General features: G+C 67.1%; 16 protein-coding genes. 14 read left to right on the plus strand and 2 right to left on the minus strand.

Translation table 11 applies throughout. From position 1 onward, the window contains the following. Nucleotides 1–12: 12 nt before the first annotated feature. A complete protein-coding gene (locus QQA12_RS02130; protein ID WP_054661956.1) occupies nt 13–813 on the plus strand; it encodes a MetQ/NlpA family ABC transporter substrate-binding protein in 801 nt (266 codons plus the stop codon). Nucleotides 814–923: 110 nt separating this feature from the next. Further along, nucleotides 924–1,685, plus strand: a complete 762-nt coding sequence (locus tag QQA12_RS02135) for a YiiX/YebB-like N1pC/P60 family cysteine hydrolase (protein WP_226050479.1) — start codon at nt 924–926, stop codon at nt 1,683–1,685. A gap of 90 nt (nt 1,686–1,775) precedes the next feature. Here the strand turns inward: QQA12_RS02135 and QQA12_RS02140 are convergent, their stop codons facing one another. Continuing rightward, nucleotides 1,776–2,426 carry an OmpW family outer membrane protein gene (locus tag QQA12_RS02140; RefSeq protein WP_161614310.1) on the minus strand — a complete coding sequence of 217 codons (651 nt, stop codon included), beginning with the start codon at nt 2,424–2,426 and terminating at the stop codon, nt 1,776–1,778. A 197-nt stretch (nt 2,427–2,623) separates the two neighbouring features. Here QQA12_RS02140 and QQA12_RS02145 point away from each other — a divergent pair, with 197 nt between their 5' ends. The 3 genes from QQA12_RS02145 to lpdA all read left to right on the plus strand — a co-directional run bounded on the left by QQA12_RS02145 (nt 2,624) and on the right by lpdA (nt 6,902). Continuing rightward, nucleotides 2,624–3,208 carry a DNA-deoxyinosine glycosylase gene (locus tag QQA12_RS02145; protein WP_226050478.1) on the plus strand — a complete coding sequence of 195 codons (585 nt, stop codon included), beginning with the start codon at nt 2,624–2,626 and terminating at the stop codon, nt 3,206–3,208. Between the two features lie 152 nt (nt 3,209–3,360). After that, nucleotides 3,361–4,737, plus strand: coding sequence for a dihydrolipoyllysine-residue acetyltransferase (locus QQA12_RS02150; protein ID WP_226050477.1), 1,377 nt, complete (start codon nt 3,361–3,363; stop codon nt 4,735–4,737). A gap of 17 nt (nt 4,738–4,754) precedes the next feature. Continuing rightward, the gene (gene lpdA, locus QQA12_RS02155) at nt 4,755–6,902 is read left to right on the plus strand and encodes a dihydrolipoyl dehydrogenase (protein WP_243351572.1); all 2,148 of its coding nucleotides are present in this window, start codon (nt 4,755–4,757) and stop codon (nt 6,900–6,902) included. Between the two features lie 100 nt (nt 6,903–7,002). Here the strand turns inward: lpdA and QQA12_RS02160 are convergent, their stop codons facing one another. Beyond that, entirely contained in the window at nt 7,003–7,827 is an 825-nt protein-coding gene (locus QQA12_RS02160; RefSeq protein WP_226050475.1) for a hypothetical protein, read from the minus strand. A gap of 411 nt (nt 7,828–8,238) precedes the next feature. Here QQA12_RS02160 and QQA12_RS02165 point away from each other — a divergent pair, with 411 nt between their 5' ends. The 9 genes from QQA12_RS02165 to QQA12_RS02205 all read left to right on the plus strand — a co-directional run bounded on the left by QQA12_RS02165 (nt 8,239) and on the right by QQA12_RS02205 (nt 15,403). Then, the gene (locus tag QQA12_RS02165) at nt 8,239–8,604 is read left to right on the plus strand and encodes an ATP synthase subunit I (protein ID WP_182212595.1); all 366 of its coding nucleotides are present in this window, start codon (nt 8,239–8,241) and stop codon (nt 8,602–8,604) included. Between the two features lie 27 nt (nt 8,605–8,631). Beyond that, complete coding sequence (atpB, locus tag QQA12_RS02170) at nt 8,632–9,429, plus strand: F0F1 ATP synthase subunit A (RefSeq protein WP_054661975.1); 798 nt, start codon at nt 8,632–8,634, stop codon at nt 9,427–9,429. A 74-nt stretch (nt 9,430–9,503) separates the two neighbouring features. Then, complete coding sequence (atpE, locus tag QQA12_RS02175; protein WP_054661978.1) at nt 9,504–9,806, plus strand: F0F1 ATP synthase subunit C; 303 nt, start codon at nt 9,504–9,506, stop codon at nt 9,804–9,806. A gap of 111 nt (nt 9,807–9,917) precedes the next feature. Further along, nucleotides 9,918–10,388, plus strand: coding sequence for a F0F1 ATP synthase subunit B (locus QQA12_RS02180; protein ID WP_056931086.1), 471 nt, complete (start codon nt 9,918–9,920; stop codon nt 10,386–10,388). A 3-nt stretch (nt 10,389–10,391) separates the two neighbouring features. Then, nucleotides 10,392–10,919 (plus strand): F0F1 ATP synthase subunit delta, encoded by a 528-nt coding sequence (locus QQA12_RS02185; RefSeq protein ID WP_054661984.1) that lies wholly within the window; start codon nt 10,392–10,394, stop codon nt 10,917–10,919. Between the two features lie 44 nt (nt 10,920–10,963). After that, complete coding sequence (gene atpA / locus QQA12_RS02190; RefSeq protein WP_054661987.1) at nt 10,964–12,511, plus strand: F0F1 ATP synthase subunit alpha; 1,548 nt, start codon at nt 10,964–10,966, stop codon at nt 12,509–12,511. A gap of 78 nt (nt 12,512–12,589) precedes the next feature. After that, nucleotides 12,590–13,453, plus strand: coding sequence for a F0F1 ATP synthase subunit gamma (gene atpG, locus QQA12_RS02195; RefSeq protein ID WP_056931087.1), 864 nt, complete (start codon nt 12,590–12,592; stop codon nt 13,451–13,453). A gap of 37 nt (nt 13,454–13,490) precedes the next feature. Further along, the gene (gene atpD / locus QQA12_RS02200) at nt 13,491–14,897 is read left to right on the plus strand and encodes a F0F1 ATP synthase subunit beta (protein ID WP_054661993.1); all 1,407 of its coding nucleotides are present in this window, start codon (nt 13,491–13,493) and stop codon (nt 14,895–14,897) included. Nucleotides 14,898–14,980: 83 nt separating this feature from the next. Then, nucleotides 14,981–15,403 carry a F0F1 ATP synthase subunit epsilon gene (locus tag QQA12_RS02205; RefSeq protein WP_054661996.1) on the plus strand — a complete coding sequence of 141 codons (423 nt, stop codon included), beginning with the start codon at nt 14,981–14,983 and terminating at the stop codon, nt 15,401–15,403. Nucleotides 15,404–15,432 lie beyond the last annotated feature (29 nt).

The raw sequence follows: 15,432 nt of genomic DNA on the forward strand, positions 1-15,432 counted from the left end.
ACTGGAATCCCGATGAAGACTTCCCTGTTCCGCCCGTTGCTCGCCGCTGCCGCCGTGTTGGCGCTGGCGGCCTGCGGCAAGCCCGCCACCGACGAGTCCAGGCTGGTGGTGGCCGCCACCGCGGTGCCGCATGCCGAGATCCTGCAAGTGGTCAAGCCGATCCTGGAAAAGCAGGGCGTCACCCTGGACGTGCGCGTGTTCAACGACTACGTGCAGCCCAACGACCAGCTGGTGCAGAAGCAGGTCGACGCCAACTATTTCCAGACCGAGCCGTACCTGGATGCCTACAACCGCGACCGCAAGACCCAGCTGGTGACCGTGGTCGGCGTGCACATCGAGCCGTTCGGTGCGTACTCGCGCCGGGTCAAGTCGCTGGCCGAGCTGCCGGCCGGCGCCGACGTGGTCATCCCCAATGACCCGAGCAACAACAGCCGCGCGCTGATCCTGCTGGACAAGGCCGGCGTCATCAAGCTGAAGGATCCGTCCAACGCGCTGTCCACCCAGCGCGACATCATCGACAACCCGAAGCAGCTCAAGTTCCGCGAGCTGGACTCGGCGATGCTGCCGCGCGTGCTCGACCAGGTCGACCTGGCGCTGATCAACACCAACTACGCGCTCGACGCCGGGCTCGAGCCGACCCGTGACGCGCTGGCGATCGAGAGCAAGGATTCGCCGTACGTGAACTTCCTGGTCGCGCGCCCGGACAACCGCGACGACCCGCGCGTGCAGAAGCTGGCCAAGGCGCTGACCGGTCCGGAAGTGAAGGCCTTCATCCAGAGCAAGTACCAGGGCGCGGTGTTGCCGGCGTTCTGAGGATGGCCGCTGCGCCCGCCCCGGCGCGGGCGCACTGCGCCGGGGCGCCCGATTTGGCGGCATCGCGCCGCTGCCGTTAGGCTCATGCTCCGTTCCAGGGGAGCTTGCCGATGGGGTTGCTGCGTTTCGCCGGGCGTCGCATGGCGCATTTCCTGGCCCAGCCGCGACGGCGCCAGGCGCATCCGCCCACCAGTGGCCCGCAGCTGCTGGCGCGCACCCTGCGCCGTGGCGACGTGCTGCTGGTGGAAGGCAACAGCCGCTTCTCCACCGTCATCAAGTACCTCACCCAGTCCACCTGGTCGCACGCGGCGCTGTATATCGGCGAGGAAGCGCTGGCGCCGGGCGGGCCGCGGCGGCCGATGCTGATCGACGTGGACGTGGACGTGGAAGCGGGTGTGCGGCGGGTGCCGCTGGACGCGTTCAGTGACGTGCATACCCGCATCTGCCGCGCGCACGGACTGCCGCCGCCGGTCATCGACCAGCTGGTCGGCTTCATGCGCGCGCGCATCGGCTACAGCTACGACCTGAAGAACGTGTTCGACCTGGCGCGCTACCTGATCCTGCCGCCGGTGCCCGGGCACATGCGCCGGCGCATGTGCCCGGGCAGCGGCGAGCCGACCAAGGCGATCTGCTCGACCCTGCTGGCGCAGGCGTTCGAGTCGATCCGCTACCCGATCCTGCCCGGGATCGAGACCGTGCTTGGCCATGCCGGCGGCCGCCAGCAGCAGCGCGAGATCCTGCATATCCGCAACTACAGCCTGTACACGCCGCGCGATTTCGACGTGTCGCCGTTCTTCGAGATCGTCAAGCCGCGGCTGCAGTCGGGCTTCGATTACCGCGCCCTGCAGTGGGGCGACGACGGTACCCCATGACCTTGCTGGCGCAGCGCCGGGGGCCATGAACGCGACAGGCACGGACCGCGGACGGTCCGTGCCTGCCGTTGGCGCCGTTTGCGGGCTGGATCAGAAGCGGGCGCCGATGCCGAAGCCCACGGTCCACGGGTCCAGCTTGAGCTTCTCGCCGGTGCCGCTGCCGGCCACGCTCAGTTCCGGGCGCGCATGCATGTAGCGCGCGTCGGCACGGGCGAACCAGGTGGAGTTGATGTTCATGTCCACGCCGACCGTGCCGATGGCGCCCTTGGCGGTGCGCAGGCCCACGTGGTCGCCGCCGGCGGCCAGGCCGTCGATCTTCTCGTTGCTGAAGTTCGACTCGTAGTAGCCCGCGCCCACGAACGGACGGAACACGTTGTCGGCCGCGCCGAAGTGGTACTGCGCGCTCAGCGCCAGCGGCTGCTGCTCGACCGTACCGGCCTTGGCGCCGCCGCTGGTGCGCACGCGGTGGTCGAACTTGTCCGCCGCGCCCCACAGTTCGACCGCGACGTTGTCGTTGAAGTAATAGCTGGCGCTGAGCGTCGGCGCCGGGCCGCCGTCGACCTTGTCGATGCCGGTGGCCGGGCCGCTCTTGGGCTGCAGCAGGGTCACGCCGCCGACGACGGCGAAGCGCTTGCCGGAGGCGGTATCGGCCGGCGCGGCGCCGGCGTCCTGCGCGAACGCGGCGGGCGACAGCGCCAGGGCGCCCAGGACGGCGAAACTCATGATCTTGATGGTACGCATGGGGTGACTCCTCGTAGTGCTCTCGGGATTGCGTTGTTATCGAGGCCCTCGTTCGGGGCGCGCCCATCCTCGCCGCGGCAGGATGAATCGATCCGTACGCGCCAATGCCCTCATGCTGCGTCGTTCAGCGAAAATGGCGCCACGCCCGGAATGGCGGGCGCGGGTGCGGCAGGATCATTCATGGAGTTGGGGCGCGCGTGACGAACGAAACGCTGCTGCTGGGGTTGCCTGCGCAGGTGAACGCGCACTGCCGCGTGCTCGTGCTCGGTTCGATGCCGGGCATGGCTTCGCTGCAGGCGGCGCGCTATTACGCGCATCCGCGCAATCGCTTCTGGCCGCTGATGGGGGCGCTGTGCGGTTTCGACCCGGCACTGGACTATCCATTGCGGCTGGCCCGGCTGCAGCAGGCCGGTGTCGGCCTGTGGGACGTGATCGGCCGGTGCCGGCGGCGTGGCAGCCTGGACGCGGCCATCGTCCGTGGCAGCGAAGTCGCCAACCCGCTGCCGGAACTGCTCCGGCGGCTGCCGCATCTGCGCGCGATCGCCTGCAACGGCGCCGCGGCGGCGCAGGCGTTCGAACGCCATGTGCACCCCGCGTTGCCGGCCGGACATGGAGTGACCGTGCTGGCGCTGCCGTCCACCAGCCCGGCCAACGCCGCCTGGTCGTTCGCGCGGCTGCTGGATGAATGGCGCCGGCTGGCGCCGTGGTTGCCGGTGGCGGAACAGTCCATTTCCGCGGTGCCTGGCCGTGGAGACAGGCCGGGACAGGCACCTGGCCGGTGATGCCCGCGCGGCGGGCGCGCGCAGCCGCGCCCGGCCTGCCATGGCCCGTCCCTGTCCGCGGACATACGTATGCGAATCCACGGGCGGCGGTTGGCGCTGCGGCGCACTGGCGCCACAATAGGAGTTTCCCTCACTGTTGCTGGAGTAGTTTCATGGCCGAAATCAAGGAAGCAGTTGTCCCCGATATCGGTGACTACAGCGACATCCCGGTGATCGAAGTACTGGTCGCCGTCGGTGATACGGTCATGAAGGACCAGGGCCTGGTCACGCTGGAATCGGACAAGGCGACCATGGAAGTGCCGTCGGCCGTGGCCGGCGTGGTCAGGGAAATCAAGGTCAAGGTCGGCGACACCCTGTCCGAGGGCAAGGTCGTGGCGCTGATCGAAGTGGCCGAGGAGAGCGCAAAGCCGGCCGCCGCCGCCGCGCCGGCCGCACCGGCCAAGGTCGAGCCGACCGCCGAGACCGGCGCCAGGGTCGAGCCGGTGGCCGTGGCCCCGGTGGCGGACAAGCTGGCCCAGCGCGAAATCGCGCAGGAAGCCGTGCTGGCCGCCAGCAAGCCGGCCAGCCCGCCGGTGCAGTTCAACGCCGAGGGCGTGCTGCCGTCCAACGTGCCCTACGCCAGCCCGGCGGTGCGCGTGTTCGCCCGCGAGCTGGGCGTGGACCTGGCCCAGGTGGCCGGCACCGAGAAGGGCGGCCGCATCACCAAGGCCGACGTGCAGAAGTTCGTCAAGGGCGCGCTGACCGGCGGCGGTGCTGCCGTGGCCGGCGCCCCGGTGGCCGCTGGCGGTGGCCTGAACCTGCTGCCGTGGCCGAAGGTGGACTTCGCCAAGTTCGGCGAGACCGAAGTGCAGCCGCTGTCGCGGATCAAGAAGATTTCCGGCGCCAACCTGGCGCGCAACTGGGCGATGATTCCGCACGTCACCCAGTTCGACCAGGCCGACATCACCGAGCTGGAAGCCCTGCGCGTGGCGCTGAACAAGGAAAACGAGAAGGCCGGCATCAAGCTGACCATGCTCGCGTTCCTGATCAAGGCCAGTGCCGCGGCGCTGAAGAAGTTCCCCGAGTTCAACGCCTCGCTGGATGCCAGCGGCGAGAACCTGACCCTGAAGAAGTACTTCCACATCGGCTTTGCCGCCGACACGCCGAACGGCCTGGTCGTGCCGGTCATCCGCGACGTGGACAAGAAGGGCGTGGTGCAGATCGCGCAGGAAACCGGCGAGCTGGCCAAGAAGGCGCGCGACGGCAAGCTGGGCCCGGCCGACATGAGCGGCGGCTGCTTCTCGATCAGCTCGCTGGGCGGCATCGGCGGCACCGCGTTCACCCCGATCGTCAACGCCCCGGAAGTGGCCATCCTCGGCGTCTCCAAGTCGTCGATCCAGCCGGTCTGGAACGGCAGGGAATTCGCACCGAAGCTGCTGCTGCCGCTGTCGCTGAGCTACGACCACCGCGTCATCGACGGCGCCCTGGCCGCGCGCTTCACCACGTACCTGTCGCAGGTGCTGGCCGACATGCGCCGCGTGCTGCTCTGATCCCGAGGACTTGAAAGATGGCGAACACGATTGAAGTCAAAGTCCCCGATATCGGCGATTACAGCAACGTGCCGGTGATCGAGATCCTGGTGGCCGTGGGCGACACGGTGGCCAAGGACCAGGGCCTGGTGACGCTGGAGTCGGACAAGGCGACGCTGGAAGTGCCGTCCACCGCCGCCGGCGTGGTCAAGGAGATCAAGGTCAAGCTCGACGACAAGCTGTCCGAGGGCGACGTGGTGGTGGTGCTGGAGGCCGAAGGCGCGGCTGCCGCGCCGGCGCCCGCCGCTGCCCCGGCCGCGACCCCCGCTCCCGCCGCGCAGCCGGCTGCCGCGGCCGCTCCGGCGGCGGTCAGTGCGCCGGCCACCGCGGCCGCAACCGGCCCGGTCGAGGTCAAGGTGCCGGACATCGGCGACTACAGCGGCGTGCCGGTGATCGAGATCCTGGTGGCCGTGGGCGATACGGTGAAGAAGGACCAGGGGCTGGTGACGCTGGAATCGGACAAGGCCACGCTGGAAGTGCCGTCCACCGCCGCCGGCGTGGTCAAGGAGATCAAGGTCAAGCTCGGCGACAAGCTGTCCGAGGGCGACGTGGTGGTGGTGCTGGACGCGCAGGGCGCCACGCCCGCGGCCGGCGTCGGCAACGTGGCGCCGGGCAGCAGGCCGCCGGTGACCCCGTCGCACCGCGCGCCGGACCCGGCCGTGGCCGCCCGTGCGCTGCCGTCGACCGGCCGCGCCGCCGACATCGAATGCCGGATGGTGGTGCTGGGCGCCGGCCCGGGCGGCTATACCGCCGCGTTCCGTTCGGCCGACCTGGGCATGGACACGGTGCTGGTCGAGCGCTACGCCAGCCTCGGCGGCGTCTGCCTCAACGTCGGCTGCATCCCGTCCAAGGCGCTGCTGCATGCGGCCGAGATCATCGACCATGCCGCGCATGCCGATGAGCTGGGCATCGCCTTCGGCAAGCCGAAGATCACCCTGGACAAGCTGCGCGAGTACAAGGAAAAGGTCGTCGGCCAGCTGACCAAGGGCCTGGCCGGCATGGCCAGGCAGCGCAAGGTGCGCACCGTGCAGGGCGTGGCGAAATTCGTTTCGGCCAACGAGCTGGAGATCACCGGCGACGACGGCAAGACCCAGCTGCTGCGCTTCGAGCAGTGCATCATCGCCGCCGGCTCGCAGGCGGTGAAGCTGCCGAACTTCCCGTGGGACGACAAGCGCGTGATGGATTCCACCGACGCGCTGGAACTGGCCGAAGTGCCGAAGTCGCTGCTGGTCGTGGGCGGCGGCATCATCGGCCTGGAAATGGCCACCGTGTACAGCGCGCTGGGCGCCCAGGTCACCGTGGTCGAGTTCATGGACCAGCTGATGCCGGGCGCCGACAAGGACCTGGTCAAGCCGCTGGCCGAGCGCCTGAAGAAGCAGGGCATCGAAGTGCACCTGAAGACCAAGGCCGCGGGCGTGAGCGCCGACAAGAAGGGCATCACCGTGACCTTCGAGGCCGCCACCGAGGGCGAGAAGCCGGCGATGCAGAGCGGTACCTTCGACCGCGTGCTGGTGGCCGTGGGCCGCGCGCCGAACGGCAAGAAGATCGATGCCGACAAGGCCGGCGTGGAAGTGACCGAGCGTGGCTTCATCCCGGTCGACCGGCAGATGCGCACCAACGTCCCGCACATCTTCGCCATCGGCGACATCGTCGGTAACCCGATGCTGGCGCACAAGGCCACGCACGAGGGCAAGCTGGCCGCGGAAGTCGCCTTCGGCGAGAAGAAGGAGTGGGTGGCGCGGGTGATTCCGTCGGTGGCCTACACCAACCCGGAGATCGCCTGGGTCGGCGTCACCGAGACCGAGGCCAAGGCCAAGGGGCTGAAGGTCGGCGTGGCCAAGTTCCCGTGGGCGGCCAGCGGCCGCGCCATCGGCATCGGCCGCACCGAGGGCTTCACCAAGCTGGTGTTCGACGAAGAGACCCATCGTGTGATCGGCGGCGCCATCGTCGGCGTGCATGCCGGCGAACTGCTGGCCGAGATCGGACTGGCCATCGAGATGGGCGCCGAGGCCGAGGACATCGGCCACACCATCCACGCCCACCCGACGCTGAGCGAATCGGTGGCGATGGCTTCGGAGATCTACGACGGCACCATCACCGACCTGTACATCCCGAAGAAGAAGTAAGCGGCATACGCCGTGATCGTCACGACGCCCCTTCGCCGGGGCGTCGTTGTTCCCGGCTCCGGCGGAAAGCGCGCCACCGGTGGTGGCGCGCGCAGGCGGGTCAGAACGACACGCTGATGCCGGCCAGCGGCCCCTTGAACTCCTGCTTCAGGCCGATGAGCCCATCGCTTCCCTTGCGGTCTACGTCGAGCTTGAACCAGTCGTAGCCGGCGAAGATGCCGAAGTTCGGGTTGACGTTGTACTGCACGATGGCGTTGGCGCGGCTCAGGTCGCCTTCGTAGTCATCGAAGTTGCCCCAGCGCGTGTTGAGGTACTGGCCCTGCAGGTTGATCAGCCAGTGCTCGGACGGGGTGAAGGTCAGGCGCGCGCCGACCACCGGGGCGATGCCGTCGGTCTTCTCGTCGAGCACCTGGCCCTGGTACAGCTGGCCGAGATCGGCATAGGCGTTGGCGTCCACCTTGGCGTACTCGGCGCCGAGCTGCAGGCCGAGGTCGAAGCGCTCGCCGTCGACCACCGCGTAGTCATAGACCAGGCTGGCCACCTGGTACTTCAGGTTGCCCTTGACGAAGCTGCCGGCCGGCACCGTGGTGCCGTCGAAGCTGATGCTCTCGCCCAGCGCCTGGCGGCGGTCCTTGTCGTAGCGGAAGTAATCGAAGATCAGCCGCTGCCGCTCGCTGATGCGGAACAGGCCGTCCACGCGCGGCTCCCATTCCTTGCCGCCGAGGTCGAAATCCTCGTCGAAGGCCAGTTCCTGGCCACCGACCGTGCCGCTGCCGCGCAGGGTATTGGAAGAATCGATGTTCATCGCGCCCAGGCGCAGGGTGAAGCGCGGATCGCCGTCCGCGGCGTGGGCGGGCGCGGCCTGCAGCAGGGCCAGGGCAAGCGCGCAGGACGCGCAGATCGTGAGGTGCGGGGGGAGGCGCATCGTTCGGTTCGCTCCGTGTAGGAAATCAGGGAGCGGCTACCGTGGCCGAAGCGATGTGGCACCTGCGTGACCGCGGAGTGCACGCGGTGTGCAAAATGCGGCGAGGTGGCCCTGGGCGGGCCACCTCGCCCTGTGCGTCCGTCGCGCACATCGACGAGGTAATGGCGGCGGACGTGCATGTGTGACCCGCCGCCGCGGCCGAAGTTCCGCATGCTGCGGCGCAAAAACGGGATTTGCCCGTCCTAACCCGGTCCGGCCGAAAAATCCAGTAAATGCCACAACTTGCGATCCGCCGGGGGCGGCTTGTGGCGGTTGTCTCGCAAAATGTCCCGCTGCTATACTTTCGCGGCTCGACGAGGCGCCCCCTGGCGCCGCCCAGATCTCCTTGTTCCATGAAGCAGGACATTCCACGTGCTGAACTCCGTTGATGCGGGTCGGCGGCTGATGCTGCGTGCCGCGGTGTACCCGCTGGTCGCAGTGGTTGTCCTGGCGCTGGCCTTCCTGCTGGTGGGGCCGAAGTACGCCCTCGGTGCGCTGGTTTCAGGCGCGGCGGTGGTGGCGGGGACGGTGCTGGCGGCATGGGTGGGGCTCGGCGGCGGCGTTCAGGCCGCCGGTTCGGCGATGATCCGCATGTTCCTGGGGTTCGCGCTGAAGATCGTGCTGATTGTCGCCGTGCTGGCAATGGCGTTCGTCTGGTGGCGGCTTCCTCCCTTGGCGCTGCTGGCGGCGATTCCAGTGGCGCTGATGTTCCAGGTTCTGGCTCTGGCCAGGCGTTGATCGAATTCATAAAAGGTATCCGGACTCATGGCGGGCGAGGCTCTAACCCCTACCACCTATATCCAGCATCACCTGCAGAACCTGACCGCCAAGGTCGGGGACGGCGGCAGCTTCTGGACCATCCACGTCGATACCGTCGTCACCGCGGTGCTGATGGGCCTGCTGATGGTGTTCGCCTTCTGGATGGCCACCCGCAAGGCCACCGCCGGCGTGCCGGGCAAGTGGCAGGCGTTCGTCGAGATCTGCCTGGAGTTCGTTGACCGCCAGGCCAAGGACACCTACCACGGCAAGAGCAAGCTGGTGACGCCGATCGCGATCACCATCTTCTTCTGGATCCTGTTGATGAACCTCATCAAGATGATCCCGGCCGACTTCATCGCCAAGCCGCTGGAATGGGCGGGCGTCCACTACTGGAAGCCGGTGCCGACCGCCGACGTCAATGCCACCCTGGGCATGTCGATCAGCGTGTTCTTCCTGATGGTCTTCTTCTCGCTCAGTTCCAAGGGTCTGGTCGGCTTCGTCAAGGAGTTCCTGACCGCCCCGTTCGGCAAGTGGATGATGCCGTTCAACCTGATCCTCAACATCGTCGAGTGGCTGAGCAAGCCGATCTCCCTGGCGATGCGACTGTTCGGCAACATGTTCGGCGGCGAGATCGTCTTCCTGCTGATCTGGGTGCTGGGCGGCGCCGGCGTGTTCGGTGCTGTTGCCGGTGGCGTATTCGGCCTGGGCTGGATGCTGTTCCACCTGTTGGTGATTCCGCTGCAGGCCTTCATCTTCATGATGCTGTCGATCGTGTACCTGAGCCTGTCGGAAGACAGCCACTAAGCTACAAGCTTCAACCAGTTCCAACCTTCATCCGTTTCATCACCCTTAGCTACCCATAGTTCTCGGAGAAAACCATGTACTTCGCCGTCCTGACCAATCTCGCCCAAGTTCAGAGCTCCACCGCCCTTGCCGTCGGCATCATGATCGGCCTGGCCGCGCTGGGCGCCGGTCTGGGTCTGGCCATCATGGCTGGTAAGTTCCTGGAATCGGCTGCCCGCCAGCCGGAACTGATCCCGGTCCTGCAGGTCCGCATGTTCATCACCGCCGGCCTGATCGACGCCGCGTTCATCATCTCGGTCGCCGTCGGCCTGCTGCTGGCCTTCGCCAACCCGCTGGCCGCTGCCCTGCTGGCCGAAGCCGCCAAGCTGGCGGGCTGATCCAGCTGAAGTGAGACGGCCGGGTGCCTGATGGCATCCGGCTTCGGATGAAGGTCCGGTTGCGCCGCCGCGGCGGCGCAACCACCCCGACACCAGCGATCGAGCTAACCCATGAATATCAATCTCACCCTCTTTGCACAGGCACTGGCCTTTGCCGCGCTGATCTGGATCATCGCGACCAAGATCTGGCCGCCGCTGATGAAGGCCATCGAAGAGCGCCAGCAGAAGATCGCTGAAGGCCTCGCCGCTGCCGACCGCAGCCAGAAAGACCTGGCCCAGGCGGAAGTGAAGGTCAACGAGGCGCTGAAGGAAGCCCGTGGCAAGGCCAACGAGATCATCGACCAGGCCCACGCCCGCGCCAACCAGATCGTCGAGGCCGCCAAGAACGAAGCCATCGCCGAAGCCAACCGCCAGAAAGACCTGGCCCAGGCTGAAATCGACGCCGCCGCCAACCGCGCCCGCGAAGACCTGCGCAAGCAGGTGTCCGCGCTGGCCGTGACCGGTGCCGAGAAGCTGCTCAAGCGCGAAATCGACGCCAACGCCCACAAGGCGCTGCTCGACGAGCTGGCCGCGGAGATCTGATAGATGAGCCAGGCCCTCACGCTTGCCCGCCCGTATGCCCGCGCCGCGTTCGCGATTGCGCGCGAGGAAGGCAAGTTCGCGCCGTGGTCGGAAGCGCTTGCGTTCTCCGCCCGCGTTGCCGCCGATCCGCGCGTGTCGGCCCTGCTGTCCAATCCGGAGCTGGCCCGCGGCGACGCCGTGGCCCTGTTGGCCCCGGAAGCGGCGGGTGAAACCTACGGCCGCTTCCTGACCCTGCTGGCCGAGTCGCACCGCCTGCAGCAGCTGCCGGAGATCGCCGGCCTGTTCGACCAGCTGCGCGCCGAAGCCGAGAACGTGGTCAAGGCCACCGTCACCTCGGCGGCCGCGCTTTCGGCCGACGAACTGGAAAAGATCAAGCTCGCGCTGCGCAGGCGTTTCGGCCGCGACGTCGAGGTCTCGACCGCGGTGGACGCTTCGCTGATCGGCGGCGCCGTGATCGATGCCGGCGACGTGGTCATCGATGGTTCGCTCAAGGGCAAGCTGTCGCGCCTGCAGACCGCGCTCGCAAACTGAATTCACTTATCGTCCGGCTTGATCGCCGGCACTAGGACTTGACGATGGCTACCACGCTCAACCCCTCCGAAATCAGCGAACTGATCAAGAACCGCATCGAGAAGGTCGCGCTGTCCGCGGAATCGCGCAACGAAGGCACCGTGACCTCGGTGTCCGACGGCATCGTGCGCATCTACGGCCTGGCCGACGTGATGCAGGGCGAAATGATCGAGCTGCCGAACAACACCTACGCGCTGGCGCTGAACCTGGAGCGCGACTCGGTCGGCGCCGTGGTGCTGGGCGACTACGAGCACCTGCGCGAAGGCGACGTGGCCAAGACCACCGGCCGCATCCTGGAAGTGCCGGTGGGTCCGGAAATGCTCGGCCGCGTGGTCAACGCGCTGGGCGAGCCGATCGACGGCAAGGGCCCGCTGGGCACCTCGCTGACCGCACCGGTGGAGCGCGTTGCCCCGGGCGTGATCTGGCGCAAGTCGGTCGACCAGCCGGTGCAGACCGGTTACAAGTCGGTCGACTCGATGATCCCGATCGGCCGCGGCCAGCGCGAGCTGATCATCGGTGACCGCCAGACCGGCAAGACCGCCATGGCGATCGACGCGGTGATCAACCAGAAGGGTACCGGCATCAAGTGCGTGTACGTCGCGATCGGCCAGAAGGCCTCGACCGTGGCCAACATCGTGCGCAAGCTGGAAGAGAACGGCGCGCTGGCCCACACCGTGGTCGTGGCCGCCACCGCTTCCGAGTCGGCCGCGATGCAGTACATCAGCGCCTACTCCGGCTGCACCATGGGCGAGTACTTCATGGATCGCGGCGAAGACGCCCTGATCGTGTACGACGACCTGTCCAAGCAGGCCGTGGCCTACCGCCAGATCTCGCTGCTGCTGAAGCGTCCGCCGGGCCGCGAAGCCTACCCGGGCGACGTGTTCTACCTGCACTCGCGCCTGCTCGAACGCGCTGCCCGCGTGTCCGAGGAGTACGTCGAGAAGTTCACCGAAGGCAAGGTCACCGGCAAGACCGGTTCGCTGACCGCGCTGCCGATCATCGAGACCCAGGCCGGCGACGTGTCCGCGTTCGTCCCGACCAACGTGATCTCGATCACCGACGGCCAGATCTTCCTGGAAACCGACCTGTTCAACGCCGGCATCCGCCCGGCCGTGAACGCCGGTATCTCGGTGTCGCGCGTCGGCGGCTCGGCCCAGACCAAGATCATCAAGAAGCTGTCCGGCGGCATCCGCATCTCGCTGGCGCAGTACCGCGAGCTGGCGGCGTTCGCGCAGTTCGCCTCGGACCTGGACGAAGCCACCCGCAAGCAGCTCGAGCGCGGCCAGCGCGTCACCGAGCTGATGAAGCAGAAGCAGTACGCGCCGATGTCCATCGCCAACCAGGCGCTGTCGATCTACGCCGTCAACGAGGGTTACCTGGACGACGTGCCGGTCAACAAGCTGCTGGCGTTCGAAGAGGGCCTGCATGCCCACTTCGCCAACACCGCCGGCGAACTGACCGCCAAGATCAACGCCAGCGGCGCCTGGAACGACGAGATTGAAGCCGCCTTCAAGAAGGGCATCTCCGAGTTCAAGACCACCGGCAGCTGGTAAGCCGCACGTAGAGCGGGGCCCTGGCCCCGCTTCACTGTGACACAGCGGGGGAAGGCCCCCGCTTCATGGGAATAAGAGATGGCAAGCGGACGCGAAATCAAAACCAAGATCAAGAGCGTGCAGAACACCCGCAAGGTGACGCGCGCGCTCGAGATGGTCTCCGCCTCCAAGATCCGCAAGGCGCAGGATCGGATGAAGACCTCGCGTCCGTACGCGCAGGCGATGAAGCAGGTGATCGGCCACCTGGCCCAGGCCAGCACCGACTTCCAGCATCCGTTCCTGGTCGAGCGCGAAGACGTCAAGCGCGTGGGCTACATCGTGATCTCCTCCGATCGCGGCCTGGCCGGCGGCCTGAACAACAACCTGTTCCGCAAGGCCGTGGCCGAAATGCGCGGCTGGCAGGAAAAGGGCGCCGAGATCGACATGGTGACCGTCGGCCAGAAGGCCAGCGTGTTCTTCCGCCGGGTCAACGTGAACATGGTCGGCAGCGTCACCCACATCGGCGACCAGCCGAAGCTGGAGACGCTGATCGGCGTGATCAAAGTGATGCTCGACGCCTTCACCGAAGGCAAGGTCGACCGCGTGTACCTGGTCTACAACCGCTTCATCAACACGATGACGCAGAAGGCGTCCTTCGACCAGCTGCTGCCGTTGCCGGCCAGCGAGACGCAGGTCGCCTCGCACGACTGGGACTACCTGTACGAACCCGATGCCGCGACCGTGCTCGAGCACGTGATCACGCGCTACATCGAGTCGCTGGTGTACCAGGCCGTGCTGGAGAACGTTGCTTCCGAGCACGCGGCACGCATGGTGGCGATGAAGGCGGCAAGCGACAACGCGAACAAGCTGATCGGAACCCTGCAGCTGGTCTACAACAAGGCCCGCCAGGCAGCGATCACCCAGGAAATCTCCGAAATCGTCGGCGGCGCGGCAGCAGTCTGACGCGCACAGTCAAAGCATTTAATTAGAGGATGCAGCAATGAGTCAGGGCAAGATCGTTCAGATCATCGGCGCCGTCGTCGACGTCGAATTCCCGCGCAGCGACGTGCCGAAGGTGTACGACGCGCTGAAGGTCGACAACACCGACATCACCTTGGAAGTCCAGCAGCAGCTGGGCGACGGCATCGTCCGCGCCATCGCGCTGGGTTCCACCGACGGCCTGAAGCGCGGCCTGATCGCCAACAACACCGGCCGCGCCATCTCGGTGCCGGTCGGTGCCGGCACCCTGGGCCGCATCATGGACGTGCTGGGCCGCCCGATCGACGAGGCCGGCCCGGTCGCCGCGTCCGATTCGTGGGAAATTCACCGCGCCGCGCCGTCGTACGAAGACCAGTCCTCCTCGACCGAGCTGCTGGAAACCGGCATCAAGGTCATCGACCTGATGTGCCCGTTCGCCAAGGGTGGCAAGGTCGGCCTGTTCGGCGGCGCCGGCGTCGGCAAGACCGTCAACATGATGGAACTGATCAACAACATCGCCAAGGCGCACTCGGGTCTGTCCGTGTTCGCCGGCGTGGGCGAGCGTACCCGCGAGGGCAACGACTTCTACCACGAGATGAAGGACTCCAACGTCCTGGACAAGGTGGCGATGGTGTACGGCCAGATGAACGAGCCGCCGGGCAACCGCCTGCGCGTCGCCCTGACCGGCCTGACCATGGCCGAGTACTTCCGCGACGAGAAGGACGCCAACGGCAAGGGCAAGGACGTGCTGCTGTTCGTCGACAACATCTACCGCTACACGCTGGCCGGTACCGAAGTGTCGGCGCTGCTGGGCCGCATGCCGTCGGCGGTGGGCTACCAGCCGACCCTGGCCGAGGAAATGGGCGTCCTGCAGGAGCGCATCACCTCGACCAAGACCGGTTCGATCACCTCGATCCAGGCCGTGTACGTGCCCGCGGACGACCTGACCGACCCGTCGCCGGCCACCACCTTCGCCCACCTGGACTCGACCGTGACCCTGTCGCGTTCGATCGCCTCGCTGGGCATCTACCCGGCGGTCGACCCGCTGGACTCGACCTCGCGCCAGATGGACCCGCAGGTCATCGGCAACGAGCACTACGACACCGCCCAGCGCGTCCAGCAGACCCTGCAGAAGTACAAGGAGCTGAAGGACATCATCGCCATCCTGGGCATGGACGAACTGTCCGAGGAAGACAAGCAGGCCGTGTCGCGCGCGCGCAAGATCGAGCGCTTCTTCAGCCAGCCGTTCCACGTGGCCGAAGTGTTCACCGGCTCGCCGGGCAAGTACGTGCCGCTGAAGGAAACCATCCGCGGCTTCAAGGGCATCGTCGACGGCGAGTACGACCACCTGCCGGAGCAGGCGTTCTACATGGTCGGCGGCATCGAAGAAGCGGTCGAGAAGGCCAAGAAGATGGCCGAAAAGGCCTAATTCCGGCGTGAGGCGGAGTCCGCTCCGCCTCTGCGGCATCCTGCGGTGGGCGCAGGCCCACCCAACCAGGCGAAGAGAGTTCCATGAGCACCATCCGTTGCGACATCGTCAGTGCCGAGCAGCAGATCTTCAGCGGCGAAGCCACCCTGGTCGTGGCCACCGGTGAACTGGGCGAGCTGGGCATCGCGCCCAAGCATGCGCCGCTGATCACCCGCCTGAAGCCGGGCAAGGTCGTGGTCACCACCGCCGCCGGCGAGCACCTGGACTTCGCCATCTCCGGCGGCATCCTGGAAGTGCAGCCGCAGGTCGTGACCGTGCTGGCCGACACCGCCATCCGCGCCACCGACATCGACGAGGCCGCGGTACGCAAGGCCAAGGAAGAAGCCGAGCGCGTGCTGGCCAACCGTGGCGAAGCCATGGAGCTGGCCGAGGCGCAGCAGCGCCTGGCCGAAGTCACCGCCCAGCTGCAGGCGCTGGAACGCCTGCGCCGCAACCTCAAGCACTGAGCGCGCTGCGGTCAAGGTAACGAGGAACG

Origin of the sequence: Stenotrophomonas sp. 17(2023), from assembly GCF_030345315.1 — a bacterium.
GTDB classification, from domain to species: domain Bacteria; phylum Pseudomonadota; class Gammaproteobacteria; order Xanthomonadales; family Xanthomonadaceae; genus Stenotrophomonas; species Stenotrophomonas acidaminiphila.

Coding starts and splice junctions, on each gene's coding strand:
- QQA12_RS02135 (WP_226050479.1), top strand. CDS start 924: ATGGGGTTGCTGCGTTTCGCCGGGCGTCGCATGGCGCATTTCCTGGCC.
- QQA12_RS02205 (WP_054661996.1), top strand. CDS start 14,981: ATGAGCACCATCCGTTGCGACATCGTCAGTGCCGAGCAGCAGATCTTC.
- QQA12_RS02130 (WP_054661956.1), top strand. CDS start 13: ATGAAGACTTCCCTGTTCCGCCCGTTGCTCGCCGCTGCCGCCGTGTTG.
- QQA12_RS02150 (WP_226050477.1), top strand. CDS start 3,361: ATGGCCGAAATCAAGGAAGCAGTTGTCCCCGATATCGGTGACTACAGC.
- lpdA (WP_243351572.1), top strand. CDS start 4,755: ATGGCGAACACGATTGAAGTCAAAGTCCCCGATATCGGCGATTACAGC.
- QQA12_RS02160 (WP_226050475.1), bottom strand. CDS start 7,827: ATGCGCCTCCCCCCGCACCTCACGATCTGCGCGTCCTGCGCGCTTGCC.
- atpB (WP_054661975.1), top strand. CDS start 8,632: ATGGCGGGCGAGGCTCTAACCCCTACCACCTATATCCAGCATCACCTG.
- atpA (WP_054661987.1), top strand. CDS start 10,964: ATGGCTACCACGCTCAACCCCTCCGAAATCAGCGAACTGATCAAGAAC.
- QQA12_RS02140 (WP_161614310.1), bottom strand. CDS start 2,426: ATGCGTACCATCAAGATCATGAGTTTCGCCGTCCTGGGCGCCCTGGCG.
- QQA12_RS02180 (WP_056931086.1), top strand. CDS start 9,918: ATGAATATCAATCTCACCCTCTTTGCACAGGCACTGGCCTTTGCCGCG.
- atpE (WP_054661978.1), top strand. CDS start 9,504: ATGTACTTCGCCGTCCTGACCAATCTCGCCCAAGTTCAGAGCTCCACC.
- atpG (WP_056931087.1), top strand. CDS start 12,590: ATGGCAAGCGGACGCGAAATCAAAACCAAGATCAAGAGCGTGCAGAAC.
- QQA12_RS02185 (WP_054661984.1), top strand. CDS start 10,392: ATGAGCCAGGCCCTCACGCTTGCCCGCCCGTATGCCCGCGCCGCGTTC.
- atpD (WP_054661993.1), top strand. CDS start 13,491: ATGAGTCAGGGCAAGATCGTTCAGATCATCGGCGCCGTCGTCGACGTC.